This is a genomic window from Spirochaetota bacterium, from assembly GCA_034190085.1.
In the GTDB taxonomy this organism is placed as follows: domain Bacteria; phylum Spirochaetota; class UBA4802; order UBA4802; family JAFGDQ01; genus JAXHTS01.
This window is the reverse complement of sequence record JAXHTS010000085.1, coordinates 22,149-40,243: the sequence shown is the minus strand read 5'-3', so window position 1 is coordinate 40,243 and position 18,095 is coordinate 22,149. Positions and strand designations below refer to the sequence as shown.

The window sequence follows — 18,095 nt, the reverse complement described above, 5'->3', positions numbered from 1 at the left end:
GCTAAGAGTAGTTGTTTCTGGTTCTGAAATACCTACACTCGAAGAGTATGTTGTCAGATAATCGATCGATCATATAAAACCACCATCGTTAAACCGCAGCTGGATTTTCCAGCTGCGGTTTAACGTTTGTAAGCTGTGTCCATGCACTGAACTATTCAAGGAATTATTATAAAGTGAATTGATGTCACTTGTAGTATCAAGCTATTGCCTGCTAAAGAATTGACAGCCTTTCTTCAAGAATCATATCCCAGAAGTCTTCGCTGTATAGGGGATTGCTTGCAAAGAAAAAGAAGTGACTATTACATCTGCAATCGGATGAGCCAAATCCCTTTATTCCCTTCCCTCCTAATTCTATTATCCTTTCAGCAAGAATGCATTCAATATCTCTATGAGTTACGATTGGAATATCCATAATAAGTTTGAAATGATTTTTTATATAATCCACATGCCAGTGTTTTTTTACGCTATTTCTTCTGTGGTATTCTATCCTTTTGAAGAGATTCTTTTTTCCGCTACCAACATATATGTAAAATCCCTCTGGAAAGGATATTCCTCCTAAATGCCCCACATCCGCAATCCTACAACTTGAGTTGCTATAGATGAGGAGATAAGAGCCTGAGGGCTTAACATGGGGTAATATGATTTCAACCTCCTTTAATCCATTAATATCAAGATTAACCCCATATTCTACAGAGAAAGCAGATATTTGAATATTCTCTTTATGATCCACCAGTGTTTTATAGAATTCAAAGTCAGTATGATAGTTTGGAATAAAATAGTCAATATTGCTATGAAAGATAAGGAAGACAAGCATTCCCTTCCCGCTATGGGATAATGCCCTGATATGTTCCACACCCCTGATGGTAGGTGCATCGGGGAAGGAAGCTGTATTGTCCCATGCCAGGGTAACTGATTTTAACTCAATAAAGAGTTTATCCCTGTCCCCTGATAAGTTTTCGGATAGAGAAAAATCGAATCGATGATCTCTAAAGCATGGTTCTCTGGTAATTGAATCATAGTCCCCTTGCATTGGGACCCTCTTCTCTGTGAGGAGGTCGTAGAATATACGATTGCTGGTTATTGAATCTATAAATATTGGCTTGTCCTTGTATATCACATACTGTAGTCTGTATGGGTGTTTGCCTGAAGAGGGTATTAGCATTACTCTCCTTCCAGGGTGCAGCAATTCAGAAAGCCTGCCGGTATTCGGTATGTAAACAGAACAATGATTGCCATCAATATCTACTATACCTACAAAGCGGTTCAATCTTATTATAAATTTGGCTTCAATGTAGTTATCATTAACCATATTATTCTAGGGGGTTCTGTTATTTAAGTATGAAGTTGAAATCTATCCATGTTTTAATTAATGTAGCATATTTGTTCATATCATAAAAATCAAGAATATCTCATAACTTTGGGTAGCTACAATAATATTGGTTAGGTGTGAAAAGACTGCAAAAGGATTTCAACATTAGGCTTGCTTATTAAAATAGAAATTGAATCCCCTGAAGGATTGAGTAATAATAAAATGGAGTATTATGATATTCCTGAAAATTGTAGCACTTTATACTTGACACAAGAATACCCCTATCCTAAATTCCAACAAAAAGGACAATCCCTCTAATTCCCATTGTCTGTAATTTTAATAAAAGTCCTTGGATAATTAACAATCAATAATAAAAATAATTAAATCCTGCATATTTAATATTAAATATTTTGTGCTTGCCAAGTATTATATAAGATTTAACAGTCACGTAGTTCAGTTGTTATTAATGATTAAGATAGTATGCATTTGAATGATTTCATATTGAGAATGATTAGTCTTGTCAATAACTGTTTTACGGTAAGGTTAGATCGAATACAATAAAAGGAGGTTAGTATGGTTGGAATACGTTCATATGGAGGTTATATTCCTCGCTATAGGTTGAACCGCGGTACGATTTTTAAGAGCATGGGTTGGATTAATCAGGCTAATATGGCGTATGCACGCGGTGAGAAGGCTGTGGCTAATGTTGATGAAGATTCTCTTACCATGGCAGTGGCTGCAAGTTTGGATTGTATCGGTGGTTTTAATCCATCCGAAATGGGTGGTGTTTATTTCGCTTCAACAACATTTCCCTATAAGGAGAGACAGAACGCTGGCATTATTTCAGGTGCATTAAGAATGAATGATAATGTGAGGACAGCAGATTTTGCCGGTTCACTCAAGTCTGGGACAACGGCCTTGATATCCGCAATTGAGGCAGTCTCATCCAATGGAACCAAAGATATGGTTGTCTGTGCCTCTGATTGTCGTTTGGGTAAAATGGGGAGTCCGCAGGAACTCATAATGGGCGATGGCGCTGCTGCCTTTTTGGTTAGCGATAAGGACGTGATTGCTGAATATAAGGGTTCATATTCTCTATCATGTGATTTCGTTGATCATTATCGAGGCAGTTTTGCAAAATTTGATCGACAGTGGGAAGATCGATGGATCAGGGATGAGGGATTTGATAAGTTTATTCCTGAAGTCGTTAATGGTTTGTTGAATAAGTGCAATATGAAGATGGATGATATTGCCAAGGTGATCTATCCCTGTTATTATGCTCGCGAACATCAAAAACTGGCAAAGATGTTTGGATTGGGTGATGGTAGGGTTCAGGATACCATGTTGGGAGAGGTTGGAGAGATGGGAACAGCTCAACCGATGGTGATGCTGGCAAAGGCTTTAGAGGACGCTAATCCTGGGGATAAGCTTTTAGTTGTTAGCTTTGGAAGTGGTTGCGATGCTATTTGCTTTGAGGTGACTAATAATATAAAGAACTTATCTGCAAGGACAGGAGTTTCAGGAAGCTTGGCCAACAAGGCTGAATTGGATAGGTATGAGAAATATCTTACCTGGAGAGGCATTATTGACGCGGACATAGGCTTGAGGGGAGAGGAAGATGTTTGGGCTCGATGGTCAGTGAATTGGAGAAACAGGAAGACAATATTGGGATTCATTGGCAGCAAATGCAAGAAGTGCGGGACACCACAATTGCCGCCACAACAGGTTTGCGCAAATCCAGAATGCGGAGCTATTGATCAGATGGAAGATTATAATTTTGCTGATAAAACTGGTAAAATTTTCAGTTATACTGGAGATAACCTTGCAGCATCAATGGATCCTCCGCAGCTATATGGAAACATCGATTTTGATGGCGGCGGCAGGTTTACAATGAGTTTTACTGATTGCACATTGGAATCAATTGCCGTAGGGATGCCTATGAAATTTAGCTTTCGTATTGTATACTATGATGAAAAACGAGACTTAACAATATATTTTTGGAAAGCAGTACCTAAATAAGGGGGTGTAATTATGGGTAGTATTAAAGATAAAGTTGCTATTTTAGGAATGGGTTGCAGCAGTTTTGGCGAGCGATGGGATTCTTCCGCAGAAGACATGCTTGTAGAGGCCTATGTAGAATGTCTTGAAGATGCAGGAATAGAAAAGAAGGATATAAATGCTTGTTGGATAGGAAGCTGTATGCCTGAATTCGGTATGGGTGGCACAGCGTTGCCTGTGGCTAGAACATTGAAGTTGCCATTTATTCCGGTTACCCGTGTTGAGAATGCATGCGCAACTGGCAGTGAGTCCTTTCGGGGAGCCTGCTATGCAGTAGCCTCTGGAGTGTATGATATTGTTCTAACTATGGGGGTTGAGAAGACTAAGGATACTGGATATGGCGGATTGCCAATGGCTGGCGGTTTTGGCGGAACACTTTCAACAGTAATCGGTCCAAACATGTCAGCCCCTGGAATGTTCGCTCAATTAGCCTCCGGTTATGAGGCTAAATATGAAGTTCCTATGGAAAGGTTGAAGGAAGCGATGGCTCATATTTCCTGGAAGAGTCATCAAAATGGGTCTTTAAATCCTAAAGCACATTTACAAAAAGCGGTATCAAAGGAACAGATATTAGCTGCCCCCATGATTTCATATCCGCTGGGATTATTTGACTGCTGTGGAGTGAGTGATGGGGCTGCTGCTGCGATAGTAACAACACCAGAGATAGCCAAGAGCATCAAGAAAAATCAGGAAATTGTTAAGGTTAAGGCTCTGCAAATTGCGGTAAGTTCAGGAGAAGAAGTATTATGCAACGAGTATGATGGGGCTAGCATAATGACTACTTCAAGGGGGGCCATAAAGGCTTATGAGGAAGCAGGAATAACGGACCCCCGAAAAGAGATAAGTATGTTTGAAGTTCATGATTGTTTCTCCATAACAGAGTTGAGCACCTATGAGGATCTTCAGCTATCCCCACGGGGAGGAGCAGTAGATGATATCCTCAACGGATTCTATGACCTCAAGGGTGGTGGAATTCCATGCCAGAGCGATGGAGGACTCAAGTGTTTTGGCCATCCTATTGGGGCATCTGGATTGAGGATGCTTTATGAGATGTATAATCAATTGTTAAGAAGATGGCCGGAAGAGAGGCTGGTACCGGATCCAAAGTTTGGGTTAACTCATAATTTAGGAGGCATGCCAATAAATAATGTTGTTAGCATCAATATTATTGGATTATAATCTATACCAGATTATTAGCCGGATAGCCTCAATAAGGCGAATAATAATTACTTAGCATAAAAAACAACTCCCTAATCCAATCTGCGACTGATGGGGAGTTGTTTTTTATATTCATCAAATTACATCATATATAGTAAAATATTCTTATTGGCTCTCCATAATTGCCAATTGATGCTTCTTTAAATCTCCATCCCCTACGAGAGTAGAACAATTTTAGGTTCGATTCATCAGGAATTGAAGTAAAGAGAAATAGTGTATTGATGGCGAGTTCTTTCCCTTTATCTATTACGGAATTAATAAGCATTGTGCCTATCCCGCGATTTCGAAATTCATGCAAAACATATAGGGAAGCAAGCCATGGATTGATATCTTTGCGATTCCAAAGATCATTCTCTTTAAGGGATACCATCCCTACTGGAATTCCTTCGTCTATAGCAACCCAGCTGATAGGCATTGATCTCTCATTAGTTCTATTTTTATAGGATTTAATAATGATATCAAAGTCGATATTTCTACCTCTATACCATTCTCTGTAAGACCAGAAGGCAAGGATTGGTGCATAATCAGGGCATCTGCTTAATAATTTTATAATAGCCATATGCTAATATCTGATGAAATAATTTAGTTCATCAATAATATCTTAGTGGGAATTGATCCCTTTCTGTATTTAAGTTGTGAACAGGAGGAGAAGAGTGTTCAATTTTTCATTCCAAGGGTTCCTCCGGGATTCATAATGCCTTTATTATCAAAGTAGTTTTTTATAGCTTGAAGTAATCCCAATCCAATATCCCCGATCTCCAGCTTCATCCAGGGAGAGAACATCTTGCCTATACCATGATGATGAGATAGTGATCCACCGCTAACATGAATTTTGTCTATTATACCCTTTTGAAATTTTTTATAATCATCTATATTGTTGTTTTTGTTCATCTTTGAGAGGAACGTAAAATAGAGATTTGCCCCGTTTTCATAGCAATGGGAAAGATGAGTCATGCAAAGGGTATTGGGTCTTCTCTTGATATATTTTCTAACGGAGTTCCAGAGTGGGAGGAGATTTTCCCATGTTACCGCAGTCTCCAGTGTGTCTGTCATTATTCCAATATCCATTAGGGGATCTCGCAGATATGAGCTTGTGTATCTCTGCTTGAGCCACTTAATTGTAGGGGATGAGCCGATACTGAAACCGCCGTTCTTCCGAGCAATTTTTTTAATCTTTTTTATTACGAACCTTGTATAATCATGATCACCCTCAACGCTGATAAACATTAAACAGCGTGACATCGGTTTGTATCCTAGGAATTGGAGTATCCTATCGCTGATCTTCCCGCTCTCACCCTTCATTTCAAAGGAGATGTCTGTTTCTTCAGGATCTGAGACTCGAAAGATATAAGGCTTGCCGAATTGTCCCTGCATAACCTCTCTCATTGCTATAATGGCGGAAGGGAAGTCTTTAAAGATAAAGGATGATAGTCCAGTGTTGTGAGGGAGATATTTTCTTATCTTCAAAGTTATTTCAGTTAAAATCCCAAATGTGCCCTCAGAGCCTATTAGGATTTCATCAATATCAGGGCCTAATGCAGCAGCGGGGTAGTCTTTTGTTGTAATTATACCCTTTGGTGTAACCATCCTCATTGATAGTACAATGTCCTCGATCTTTCCATATCCTGTCGAAGCCTGACCCGCTCCCCTGGTACATACCCATCCACCGACTGTTGAGTATTCAAAAGATTGTGGAAAATGTCCGCATGTATACCCCTCTCCGTGATTGTTGAGATATTCTTCAAGTGCTGGCCCTGTAATGCCTGGCTGCACTGACACAGTGTGATTAACCTCATTTATTTTTATAACCTTGTTCATATAGCGTGTCATATCCAGAGATATGCCCCTCTTTGGTGTTTCAATCGCTCTGGTAACAGAGGAGTGCCCCCCAAATGGAGTAATGGGTATTCTGCCTTTGTTGCATATCTGTAGTATCTTTATGATATCATCCTCGTAACGGGGATAAACAACTACATCAGGAGGATTGTCTATTTTCCCAAGTCTTAACTTTAATAGATCGATGTAGGCCTTGCCATAGGAATGATAAGCTCTATCGAAATCGTCCAAACTGACATTATTTTCTCCAACTATATTCTTTAGTCCATTAATTACTGTTGGTGTTAATCTGCTCTTCTTTTTTAGTTTAACCTCGTCATGGCCAGGAAGAAATACTTCTTCAATATCTGAATCGCTAAGACTAAAGGCTCTTTTGATAAATTCAAGCATCTCCTTATCAAAGATCTCTTCATGAGTAGGATTTCCCCATTTAAAAATATTTCTATAGCTTTTATTGTTCATCTCCTCCTCCAGATATTATACAATTTGACTGAGACGCAGTGGAATGAAATATCATTTCCATAAATGGATAATATGTATCAAAGGGCAATTCTCTCTTCTTAATTATTTGCATTGGCAAATGATGTCTATGAGACTAAGGGATTGATTTTTTATTTAGGGAAGGCTTAAGGCTTTGTCTGCATCTGATATCTCTTTTTGTAACTTAGAGTCATCCCAATTAAGCTCTTCAGCCGCAATTTTTGCGATCCTTTGTAAAACACTATGCCCAGGGTGACCTAATTGGCCTATGCTGGTTCGCCTAAATAAGATATCTTTTAGGGTTCTAGCCATTTCGTTTCTAACTGAATATACGACTTCTGCCAGTATCTCCCTATCTTCGTTTATCACTTCAGCATACTCTCTGTTTGATCGCGCAATTTTTAAAACCTCTTTAGATTCAGTGCCGAAATCCTTTCCTAAATATTCCATAGTCTTTTCATTATAATCATTATTTTCTGTTTTAATTGTTTTTAGAAAAGATGAAATATCTCTTATTTCGCAACCATATAAATATCTTTTTTCTGTTTGCGATTTTCCAATAGATCTGTTTATTTTTTTCTCAACAATTTTCATTGTATTGGCCGCTAAATTTCTACTGGTTGTGTATTTCCCCCCCTCTACAGTGATTATCCCCTCAAAGCCATCCACTGCATTATCGTAAATCTCGTATTTTCTCGATGAATCATATGTGCCTTCGGTCTGGTCATCAATAATTGGTCTAAGACCCCCATAAGCAAATTTAATATCGTTGTAAGCCAGCTTCACATTACCGAAGGATTTATTTATCTCTCCTATGAAGTCTTCAATACCATGCTGTGTAACCCTATAATTGTCGGGATTTCCAATATATTCCTTATCTGTTGTGCCTATAAGAGAATGCCCTTTCCAGGGGATGAGAAAGAAATGTCTTCCATCTTTTGGCATGAGCACAACAGCATGTTGATTAACAAGTTTATTTGTTATCAGATGTATTCCCTCGGATCTCTTTATGTGATGTTGGGATTCTCCATGTTCAGCGATATTCAGTATGATATCTGCCCAGGGGCCGCCGCAATTTATGGTTAATCGCCCTTTCATCTCTATTTCTTTATTGTTAAGCTGGTCAATAACCTTAACACCTTCAATTTTTTTCTCATCCGAATAAATAAAACTATGAACCTTGGCGTGATTTGATACCTTGGCTCCATGTCTTAATGCGGACTTTATAAAAGATAGCGTGAGTCTTTCAGGAGAGATGCTTTGGCAATCATAATATATAGAGGCCCCAGTCAATCCCTTAGCAATGACATTGGGCTCAGCCTCTAAAGCCTCTTCCCTTGACATTGATTGGTGTTTGGGTAATCTTTTTGTCTTATCCCACGTCCATTTCCTATCATAGGAGAGCAGATCATAGATGTTGAGCCCTGTCTTTATGAGCCATTTGTTGGAATTGAAGCCATTATAGTGTGGAATCATAAATGGTAGGGGGTATACAAAATTAGGGGCAATATTTTCCAAATACCTCCTCTCTCTCAGGGATTCACGAACAAGGGAAAACTCGAAATTATTTAGGTATCTCAATCCTCCATGTATGAGCTTTGAGGTAGCAGCAGATGTCGCTCCCCCGAAATCATCCTTCTCCAGTAGGGCAACCTTTAGTCCCCTAAGTGATGCATCGTATGCGACCGCTGCACCTGTTATTCCCCCTCCAATAATTATAATGTCAAACTCTTCTTTATGATAATTTTCGATAAAACGGTTCATGGCTATCCTCGTTAAATTATAATAGTAGAAATAAAATATTAAAAGATATTTTTATATTCTCAAGCTTGCCATTATATTAAATTGTGGATATTTATATTCAGATAAATTATAAAACTTTTAAGATATGTCAACCATTAACTGTAATTAGTAAAAAGCTAGTGAATTATTCATTAGTGTAATAATTGGATAGAAGGGTATAATATTATAAAAATTTTAATTTACATGATATAATTGCTATGGAAGTAATAATTTTAGAATTCATATCATAATAAATTATTAATGGCAAACTTAGGGTAATGAATAAGGATACATTTTGGATGAAATAGTATACAAGCCAATAGGATTGATCCATTCTCCTTTTATTGAGGTCAAGGGGACACCAATACAATCAGCTGTAGCCAAGGGCATTGAAGGAAGGGTGGAAATATTCTCTGAATATGCTGAAGGATTAAAAGATATTGAGGGCTTTTCTCATGTCTTTTTAATATATCACTTTCATCTATCTATTAAATATTCCTTAAGAGCAGAGCCCTTTTTGGACAAGGAGGAACATGGAATTTTTGCAATACGAAGCCCGAGTAGACCGAATCCTATTGGCATATCGATTGTGCGTATAGTGAGGCTTGAAGGAAAAATCCTCTACATACAGGATGTTGATATATTAAATGAAACGCCTCATTTGGATATAAAGCCCTATGTGCCGGAATTTGACAAACGGGAAGGGACGAAAATCGGTTGGCTCGAGAAAAATATACATAAAATCCATTCAGCAAGGGATGACGGAAGATTTGCGGTATAAATCCCATATTTGGGATAACTCGATTATGCTATTGACACAGGTTATTCATCACAAATAAGGAGAAAACGATTCATGTTAGAAGAAGGGTACACACATCTATATACAGGAAATGGGAAGGGCAAAACTACAGCAGCCTTGGGGCTGACATTAAGGGCGGCGGGTGCAGGGCTTAGATCAATAATCATTCAGTTTATGAAGGGACAGCATTATAATGAGTTAAATTCAATAGAAAAACTTAGCGGTCTGATCCAAATCGAGCAATATGGTAGCAAAAAGCTTTGCAGGGTTGATGATGAAAGCTATGATGAACATTATAGGTTATGCCAGGATGGATTAGTCCGTGCTCATGAAATAATTGATGATGATAGATTTTCAATTATAATACTTGATGAGATAGTGACAGCATTTCAATTTAAGATGGTTGCAATGGATAAAATAATAGAAATCATTCGGAGAAGACCAAAAAATAAAGAGCTAGTCTTAACAGGAAGGGGGGCAACACAGGAAATAATCGATATCTGTGATCTTGTTACTGAGATGAAAGAGATTAAACACTATTATAACAAAGGTGTACTAGCCAGAATCGGAATTGAGATATAGTCTATAACCTGTCTTTCAGGTATTGGGCAATCATTCTGTCATAATTGGATGTGCACTCGAAGACCTTGACCGCAAGTTTGAAGTTTGTCTCTTTTGAGATTGCTCCTCGATTATTCTTCATCTCATCAATAATCATATTGTAATCTGAGGGATCAATAACAACGGTTACACTTTCACAATTTTTAGCACCGGAGCGGAGCATAGCAGGTCCACCAATATCAATGTTCTCGATTGCATCAGCCAATGTGCAACCTTCTTTTGAGATAGTTTCCTTAAAAGGGTAGAGATTTACCACTAGCATATCAATCTCCATAATGCCATGGTCCTTCATTACATTAGCATGTTCCTGATTTGATCTTACACCCAAGAGGCTGCCATGAATTTTTGGATGAAGGGTTTTAACCCTCCCGTCAAGCATTTCGGGAAATTCAGTGTATTCTGAGACATCCATTATTTCAAGGCCAGATTCACGCAAAGTCTTTGCTGTTCCGCCAGTGGACAATAATTTGACTCCAAAGGTAATTAACTCCTTTGCGAAATCAACAACTCCATTTTTATCAGAAACGCTTATTAATGCTCTCTTGATATTCATGATTCACTCTCCGACTCATATAATCATCAGGTGTGATTTGTCTTTTATTGTTATGGGCAACATAATTTGTAACAAATAAGAAAAAAGTAAAGTAAAATATAGTAATTTATGAGAAATGATCGTTTATATGGCTATAGGGGAGTTAATTTTCGGGCTAATAGGGAGGTTATAGTAATTTGCGTCATATCTTCTGGTTTTATCTTGACATTAACTAAAATCGAAATTATTTTTGTTTCAATGGATAATCGAAAGGGGCGATTAGCTCAGTTGGTTAGAGTGCCTGCTCGACACGCAGGAGGTCGTTGGTTCAACTCCGACATCGCCCAAAATTTTTTTAGGAGAAATCTTTGAGTGATCAGATACAAATAGCTCTACCTGATTCCTCTATCATGACAGTAAGTGATGGCTTATCGGTTTATCATATTACTGGCAAAATTGGACAGGGACTCCAGAAGCAGGCATTAGTAGCGAGAATCAACGATAATCTCGTTGACCTCTCATTCATCGTAGACTCAGATGCTTCCATCGATGTGCTGACCTTCGATTCTGAAGAGGGCAGGGATGCCTTTTGGCATTCATCCTCACATTTAATGGCGCAGGCAGTTAAGAGGATATTTCCAGATGCTAAGTTGGCCATTGGGCCAGCTATTGAAAATGGATTCTATTACGATTTTGATGTTAAAAGGGCTTTTATACCAGAGGACTTGGATAAAATTGAAGCGGAGATGAAGAGGATCAATGAGGAGGATCTAGCGATATCCCGTGAGGAACTTAGCAAGGCTGAGGCGATTGATCTTTTTAAATCATTGAATGAGCCATATAAGGTTGAGCTAATTGAGGAGATGGAGGGGGATGCTGTTACAGTATATCGCCAAGGGGAGTTTGTCGATCTCTGTAGGGGACCCCATCTTTTAAGGACTTCATATATCAAGACCTTCAAATTGCTCTCCATTGCAGGCGCTTATTGGCGTGGTGACGAAAAGAATAAGATGCTACAGCGAATCTATGGGGTAGCATTTCCGGATAAAAAGAGATTAAAAAAGCATCTCGATCTTCTTGAAGAGGCAAAAAAGCGCGATCACCGAAAGTTGGGCAAAGAACTGGATCTCTTTTCTTTTAGCAATGATGTTGGCACTGGACTTCCCTTATGGCATCCGAATGGAGCTGTTTTAAGGTTTATTATAGATAAATTTGAGACTAACGAGCATCTAAAGAGAGGATATAAACTCTTTAATGTGCCTCATATTGCACGAGCGAATTTATATCAGACATCAGGTCATTTGGATTTCTACAGTGAAAATATGTATTCGCCAATTCAGATTGATGAGCAGGATTACTACTTGAAGCCGATGAATTGCCCATCTCAGATACAAATATATACAAATAGTATTAAAAGCTATAGAGATATGCCTTATAAGTGTTTTGAGATGGGGACAGTATATAGATACGAGAGATCAGGAGTGCTTCATGGGTTAACAAGGGTCAGAGGATTCACTGTTGATGATGCTCACATCTTTTGTACAGAGGATCAGGTTGAAGATGAGATAATGGAAGTGATGGATTTCACCTTTTATATGCTCAGCATATTCGGATTTGACAAGAGAAATGTATATCTATCAACTGAACCTGAAAAATCGGTAGGGAGTGAGGCTAATTGGGAATTAGCCACCACAGCGCTAAAAAGTGCATTAGAAAAGAATAATATCTCCTATTCAATAGATCCCGGGGCTGGTGTGTTTTACGGTCCGAAAATAGATATAAAAATAAGGGATGCTCTAGGAAGGGAGTGGCAGTGCAGCACAATTCAGGTCGATTTTAATCTTCCTGAACGTTTTGATTTGTCATATATTGGTCAGGATGGGCGAAAACATAGACCGATTATGATACATAGGGCTTTGCTGGGCTCCCTTGAAAGATTTATCGGAATTCTGATCGAGCATTATGCTGGCAAGTTTCCGGTTTGGCTGGCTCCTGTTCAAATTATGCTGTTAAATGTGAATGAAGAACAGAAGGATTTTACATATAACCTTAACAAAAGAATGTTGTCTGAGGAGATTCGAGCTGATTCAGATTTGAGAGACGAGTCCATTACTTACAAGGTAAGGGATGCGATTTCGAAGAAGATTCCTTATATTGGAGTAATCGGTAATAGGGAATTGGAAGCTGGTACTATTTCATTAAGGGTGAGGGGGGAAAACAATTCATCTTCAATTGACACTGAAGAGCTAATAAATAAAATTAAGGAAGAGAGTAAGGGTAGGATTTAGCGGGTTAATCATGAAGATCATGCTTTTGCTAACAGAGAATTATAAACCCGATTAGCAGTATTTAGTTAACCGTGGTGATGTTACATCTGTTCGTGCCTTGCCAGCGGATTATAGTGTAAATATAAATGATCTTCTTTAGAACAATGATCTAATAAAAACATTAGTTAATGCTTGTTCAGATCAGGAGTTATTGAAAATTTGTTGAATTTTTATAAAAGTATTTGAAATATAGTTGCTTTATATTAACATATTATCAATTTTGTTGTTTTCATAAGCAATATTAACTTTAATTCATAGTGTTTAATCAAAAAAAAATCCAGTTAAATAATCCTGCAATCTAAAAGCAGATAGCACTTATAATACGATATTATAGGGAGGTTCGTTATAAGCACAAGTAGCTCAAAGAAATCGAAGAAGTATAGGATTAACGAGGAGATTAGAGCAAAAAACGTAAGGTTTGTAGGCCAAGAAGGGGGGCCTAAGATAATACCCCTCACAGAAGCCTTAGAGATTGCGAGACAGAGTTCCCTAGATCTAGTAGAGATTTCGCCCGATCAGGACCCCCCAGTTGTAAAGACTATTGATTACAGCAGGTTTAAGTTTGATCAGATAAAAAAAGCTAAGGCCTCTAAGAAAAAACAGAAAATAGTACATCTAAAAGAGATTAAGATGAGACCAGGGATTGATACTCATGATTATGAACATAAGATTAAACATGCTCGAAGTTTTATTGATAACGGTGATAAAGTAAAATTCACTATTATGTTTAGGGGTCGTGAAATAGTGCATTCAGAACTAGGTTTTGAGGTGATGAATAATATTAGGAGTGATTTTAAAGAAATTGCCTTGATTGAGAAGGAACCGTCAAAAGAGGGTAGAAATATAACAATGATCATTGGCCCTATGCCATCAGGAAGTAAAAAAAAGAAGAAGCAATCAGTTAATAGTAGTGAGGTAGAAAGTGCCAAAGATAAAGACTAATAAGGGCGCAAAGAAAAGATTTAAGTTGACTAAAAGCGGAAGGATCAAGAGAGCTAATGCATATAAAAGCCATTTGCTTGAAAGCAAATCCTCAAATAGGAAGAGAAAACTTCGACAATCAAGTATTGTTGCTGCCAGTGATGAGAAAAAAATTAAGAGAATGCTTCCTTATGGCTAATCTTTAATGGATGTTTGATTTTAGGCTATTGATTGCTGGAAAACAATACCTATAGTATCCATAGATTTCATCTGCATGTTGGGATTTCGATTGATTTTTCAATGTCTAATATTTTAGTAAATGTTAAGTATACTGCCTAATCATGTTGGTTTTGAGAATTTAAGTGCTGACAGGTTATAGTATTATTATTGTAGAATAAATTACAATAAATCGTTTGATTAGATTACTTGGATTTTCAATTTTTTATTTGTGAAGCAGCATAACTTGCAATATCAAAACAATATCAAAGAGGAAATATTATGCCACGGGCGAGAAGCGGGATAATACACAGAAGAAAGCGAAGAAAGGTTTTAAAGGATGTCAAAGGATTTTATGGCGCTAGGAGTAAACTATATAGAACAGCCATGGATGCAAGAAGAAGGGCTCTGCAAAATTCCTATATAGACAGAAGAAGGAAGAAGAGGGATTTTAGATCTCTCTGGATCATAAGAATAAATGCTGCCGCCAGGATATCCGGAATATCTTATAGTAAATTAATTGCTGGCCTAAAGGCAGTAGATATAAAAATAAATAGAAAGATGCTTGCTGAGTTGGCTGTGAGTGATCTCAATGCATTTCAGAAGATCGTTGATAGGATAAATGAGAGGGCTTAATATCTCATCATCATTGTAGTGAAGATTATAACCACTTATTACCACAAAGCATAAAGACCTAATTAATTAATTACATATATTGAAAAATAATGTGATGTTAATGGAAAGCGTCCTCTGTTTGACGCTTTTTTATTTATTATTATTCACCCCTGAATTAAAGGGCGCCTTGCCCTTTCTGGAGACGATAAATACTATACCTGAAGGCGAGATAGAATTGGCCTTTAGGGAGGAAATCTATAGGATTGAGGAAGATTTCAGGATTGAAACCTTTTATCTTGGATTAGGAATAATATCCAGCCTTTCAATATGGTACTCCATTCAATACCTTCATAGAGGAATATATGAATCTAGCCGTAATGAATTAGGCGATTCATTTTTTAAACTCTGGGTTTATCTCGGGGATTACTATGATGATTTGCTTCATCTCGGTTGCCTGTGCTCATTCAGGCTACCCACAGGCAAGAATGCTTATAGTAATGAAGAGTGGAGAAATCTTTCATTGGGTAATCATGAGATTAAGATTGGTCCAGTAATTCAACTGGATGTAAAGAAAAATATATATCTGCATTTAAATATCTTTTATGTCTTTAGGCAGGCATATGATGAAGACTTTTATAGTGGAATATATTTGAATCCCTTTGAAAAGAAAACCTATACAAAATTATTTGGATTAAATTATCAATCAGATAAAACATTTTTTGAAGCTAATAGACTGAAAAATGATTTCACAGTATTTTCATTGGCAATAAACAGTGATATAGTATATCCGATAATTCCGTATATGGGTTGTTATTATTCAAGGAAAATATATAAAAATAAGAACATGATAGGCGCTGATATTCCAATTGAAGGATGCAGTATAGATCCGATATTATTCTTTTTTGGATGCAGGTATTTTTTAATCGAATCATCATTCCTGGGATGCTATTATGTATTAAATCCAGTAAGAGAAAAAAAATATATAAAAGATATTTTCGGTTTTGATTTTAGCTTGCAATTTTAGGATATTATGCAATAATAATTGATAATCAGTTGAGTGGTGCTTCAAATATCATGGAGGTTTACGGATTGCCACATCCTATACATGATTTCAACTGGAGGGGAGATATATTATTCCCTGATATGAGACATGGGGACTGATCCTTTGGGTTATAGTCGTTTTTAGGAGGATAGAGAAAGGGCAGTTTAAATTAGAGGAATTATTCTAATTAACATTGAATAAATGCCAAAATAACTCATGGATGGGTTATTTTATGTTTTAATTCTATTATTAGAATGACCGAAAATAAAGATAATAACTATAATTTTAATGCCAATGCATTAACTGTCAATTCCTAATCCTTCACTAAAAGTAGAGGCATTATCAAATGGGTAACTATAGGAATAGAAGATAATTGGAGGAAGAAAAAATGATAACCATGCAACAATTGGAAGACCTTGAAAGTCGAATTATCAAGGCTTTGCAATTAATCGGAGATTTAAGAGCGGAGAATTCGAGACTCGAGGCAGATAATGAGTCTTTGCAAGCCCAGGCAGAAGATGCAAAATTGAGCCTTGAAGAAAAGGAACAGGAAGTTGTGCGACTCCAGAAGGAGTTGGATGAGGCAGTTAAAGAGTTACAGGAGATTAAGGAAAGGGAAGATGTTTTAGAGAAGAAAATAATTGAGCTATTGGCGAAGCTCGATGTCTTATCTGACGAGTCAACACCTATGCCTCAAACTCCTGAACCAGAGGAATTTGCTAAATCAGAGGAACCGGAGATGGAAGTTGAGGTAGCTGAAGTTGATGAGGTTGCCCAAATTGATGAAGTAGATGAAACAATGGAATCTCTCGAGGATGAGGATGCAAATAAAGATGGTGATATTAAAGTTGCGACTGTTGAGTTAAGTGAAGGTGATGATGTATTAGATGATGAGGAAGAGGATATTATTATTATTGATGATGAAACGGATGATGACGACATTTTAGTGGAATCTATATCAGATGATGATGATGATGATGATATCATTCTATTAGAAGAGGATGATGATGAAATAGTAATTGATGACGTTGATGATGATTTGGTTATTGTAGACGAATCGGAACTGAAATCCACAGATGATGCAGAATCTTCTCAAGGGAATATTGAAGAAGAGAAGTTGGATTCTGACTTAGATGATGATTTTCAAATTATTGAAGACGATGCGAAATGATCTTTCTCGCAACTAATAATATGTGAGTTGTGTAGATATTATTAGTCATTGGAGGGATGAGTGGAAAATAAAATGAAGGTATCCATATATGGGAGTACCTATAATATTCAAGGGGATGCATTGCCTGATTATATTCTTCAATTAGCCGACTATGTTGATGGAAGGATGAGGGATGTAAGCAAGAATGTCTCCAGTGGCAACTTGGCACAGATCGCAATTCTTGCAGCTTTAAACATTGCTGATGAATTTTTTCAGTTACAAGAGATGAGGAGTGACATAACGCATGAATTGGAGAGAAAGACAAAAACCTTAATATCCATGTTGGATGAGGGCTTAATTGGCGATGTTTTCTCTAATATAAATGCCGTTCCAGTTTGAGTTGACTTTTTTCCCGCTCTTAATCATCAATTTCAATACTTCCCCATGAGTTATCCCATAATTACTAATCAATAAACAAATAGGAATTTTACTCCTATTTTAGCTTTGAGTGACCAAGGCGCTGCTTTTTTATCTCCATAATAACTGCTAGGGTGATCTTATATGTTTGAGATTATAAGGATAGATTTAGAACTATAATATTCAAAATCTAACTTCGCACCTTTATATAATGGCATTAATGCTGATGTGTATACATTATTTTGCTAAAATTTTTTGTCAACATGTGTTAAGGCTAATTATAATAAATGAAAAATATATTTGTTGAAAAATAATTGAGATGTTTTAAAGTATAGACTTAAATAAGGGAAAGAATTAAGAGGATCTTCATGTCTAAGAATAATGAATATAATGATCAACATGAAGGATTTACTCAGTTAGATACTAGGGATAAATTAAAAGAACCGAGTATGTACAGAGTGATTATGCATAACGATCATTATACTACAATGGATTTTGTCGTTGAAGTTTTAATGAAGATTTTTCATAAAAGTGCGGCTGAGGCAACGAAAATAATGTTAGACATACATAAGAAGGGAAAGGGTATCTGTGGGGTATATACCTATGATATAGCGTTAACCAAGATAACCCAGGTTCATCAATTAGCAAAGCAATGTGAATTTCCACTCAAATGTAGCTATGAAAAGGTTTGAGTTTTATTGGCCTAATATCCTCTATTAGCGGTTGGGGCGATAAGTAGGAGATTTAGTTGAGTTTTTTTCGTGATAAAAGA

The 18,095-nt window shown here is 37.1% G+C and carries 16 protein-coding genes, 1 tRNA gene and 1 pseudogene; 13 read left to right on the top strand and 5 right to left on the bottom strand.

Features of this window, described 5'->3' with window-relative positions; all coding sequences use genetic code 11:
• Positions 1–211 precede the first annotated feature (211 nt).
• Entirely contained in the window at positions 212–1,309 is a 1,098-nt protein-coding gene (gene sfsA, locus SVZ03_17565) for a DNA/RNA nuclease SfsA (protein MDY6936011.1), read from the bottom strand.
• A gap of 573 nt (positions 1,310–1,882) precedes the next feature.
• Here sfsA and SVZ03_17560 point away from each other — a divergent pair.
• Together SVZ03_17560 and SVZ03_17555 are read left to right on the top strand one after the other, a co-directional pair.
• On the top strand, positions 1,883–3,328 hold the full coding sequence (locus SVZ03_17560) for a 3-oxoacyl-[acyl-carrier-protein] synthase III C-terminal domain-containing protein (GenBank protein ID MDY6936010.1): 1,446 nt from the start codon (positions 1,883–1,885) through the stop codon (positions 3,326–3,328).
• Between the two features lie 9 nt (positions 3,329–3,337).
• Complete coding sequence (locus SVZ03_17555) at positions 3,338–4,546, top strand: acetyl-CoA acetyltransferase (GenBank protein ID MDY6936009.1); 1,209 nt, start codon at positions 3,338–3,340, stop codon at positions 4,544–4,546.
• A gap of 124 nt (positions 4,547–4,670) precedes the next feature.
• Here the strand turns inward: SVZ03_17555 and SVZ03_17550 are convergent, their stop codons facing one another.
• From SVZ03_17550 to SVZ03_17540, 3 genes are all read right to left on the bottom strand, one after another.
• Positions 4,671–5,144, bottom strand: coding sequence for a GNAT family N-acetyltransferase (locus SVZ03_17550; GenBank protein ID MDY6936008.1), 474 nt, complete (start codon positions 5,142–5,144; stop codon positions 4,671–4,673).
• A gap of 98 nt (positions 5,145–5,242) precedes the next feature.
• Positions 5,243–6,883, bottom strand: a complete 1,641-nt coding sequence (locus SVZ03_17545) for an FAD-binding oxidoreductase (GenBank protein ID MDY6936007.1) — start codon at positions 6,881–6,883, stop codon at positions 5,243–5,245.
• 153 nt (positions 6,884–7,036) lie between these two features.
• Positions 7,037–8,665, bottom strand: coding sequence for a glycerol-3-phosphate dehydrogenase/oxidase (locus SVZ03_17540; protein MDY6936006.1), 1,629 nt, complete (start codon positions 8,663–8,665; stop codon positions 7,037–7,039).
• Between the two features lie 313 nt (positions 8,666–8,978).
• Here SVZ03_17540 and tsaA point away from each other — a divergent pair, with 313 nt between their 5' ends.
• Both tsaA and SVZ03_17530 read left to right on the top strand, forming a co-directional pair.
• On the top strand, positions 8,979–9,464 hold the full coding sequence (gene tsaA / locus SVZ03_17535) for a tRNA (N6-threonylcarbamoyladenosine(37)-N6)-methyltransferase TrmO (GenBank protein ID MDY6936005.1): 486 nt from the start codon (positions 8,979–8,981) through the stop codon (positions 9,462–9,464).
• Between the two features lie 72 nt (positions 9,465–9,536).
• A complete protein-coding gene (locus SVZ03_17530) occupies positions 9,537–10,064 on the top strand; it encodes a cob(I)yrinic acid a,c-diamide adenosyltransferase (protein MDY6936004.1) in 528 nt (175 codons plus the stop codon).
• A gap of 16 nt (positions 10,065–10,080) precedes the next feature.
• Here SVZ03_17530 and purH read toward each other — a convergent pair.
• Positions 10,081–10,659: pseudogene (gene purH / locus SVZ03_17525) on the bottom strand (bifunctional phosphoribosylaminoimidazolecarboxamide formyltransferase/IMP cyclohydrolase).
• A gap of 249 nt (positions 10,660–10,908) precedes the next feature.
• Between purH and SVZ03_17520 the strand changes: the two are divergent.
• The 9 genes from SVZ03_17520 (at position 10,909) to clpS (ending at position 18,015) form a co-directional block, all read left to right on the top strand.
• Positions 10,909–10,982: transfer RNA gene (locus SVZ03_17520), tRNA-Val, on the top strand.
• 21 nt (positions 10,983–11,003) lie between these two features.
• Entirely contained in the window at positions 11,004–12,923 is a 1,920-nt protein-coding gene (gene thrS, locus SVZ03_17515) for a threonine--tRNA ligase (protein MDY6936003.1), read from the top strand.
• A 366-nt stretch (positions 12,924–13,289) separates the two neighbouring features.
• Positions 13,290–13,904 (top strand): translation initiation factor IF-3, encoded by a 615-nt coding sequence (gene infC, locus SVZ03_17510; GenBank protein MDY6936002.1) that lies wholly within the window; start codon positions 13,290–13,292, stop codon positions 13,902–13,904.
• A complete protein-coding gene (gene rpmI, locus SVZ03_17505; GenBank protein ID MDY6936001.1) occupies positions 13,885–14,082 on the top strand; it encodes a 50S ribosomal protein L35 in 198 nt (65 codons plus the stop codon). Before infC ends, rpmI begins: the two co-directional genes overlap by 20 nt.
• 299 nt (positions 14,083–14,381) lie before the next feature.
• Positions 14,382–14,735: a 50S ribosomal protein L20 gene (gene rplT / locus SVZ03_17500; GenBank protein ID MDY6936000.1), complete on the top strand. Its 354-nt coding sequence runs from the start codon at positions 14,382–14,384 to the stop codon at positions 14,733–14,735.
• 100 nt (positions 14,736–14,835) lie between these two features.
• Positions 14,836–15,738 (top strand): hypothetical protein, encoded by a 903-nt coding sequence (locus tag SVZ03_17495; GenBank protein ID MDY6935999.1) that lies wholly within the window; start codon positions 14,836–14,838, stop codon positions 15,736–15,738.
• Positions 15,739–16,144: 406 nt separating this feature from the next.
• Positions 16,145–16,927 (top strand): hypothetical protein, encoded by a 783-nt coding sequence (locus SVZ03_17490; GenBank protein ID MDY6935998.1) that lies wholly within the window; start codon positions 16,145–16,147, stop codon positions 16,925–16,927.
• 60 nt (positions 16,928–16,987) lie between these two features.
• Positions 16,988–17,305: a cell division protein ZapA gene (locus SVZ03_17485; GenBank protein ID MDY6935997.1), complete on the top strand. Its 318-nt coding sequence runs from the start codon at positions 16,988–16,990 to the stop codon at positions 17,303–17,305.
• Between the two features lie 386 nt (positions 17,306–17,691).
• Positions 17,692–18,015, top strand: coding sequence for an ATP-dependent Clp protease adapter ClpS (clpS, locus tag SVZ03_17480; GenBank protein MDY6935996.1), 324 nt, complete (start codon positions 17,692–17,694; stop codon positions 18,013–18,015).
• Positions 18,016–18,095: the final 80 nt, after the last annotated feature.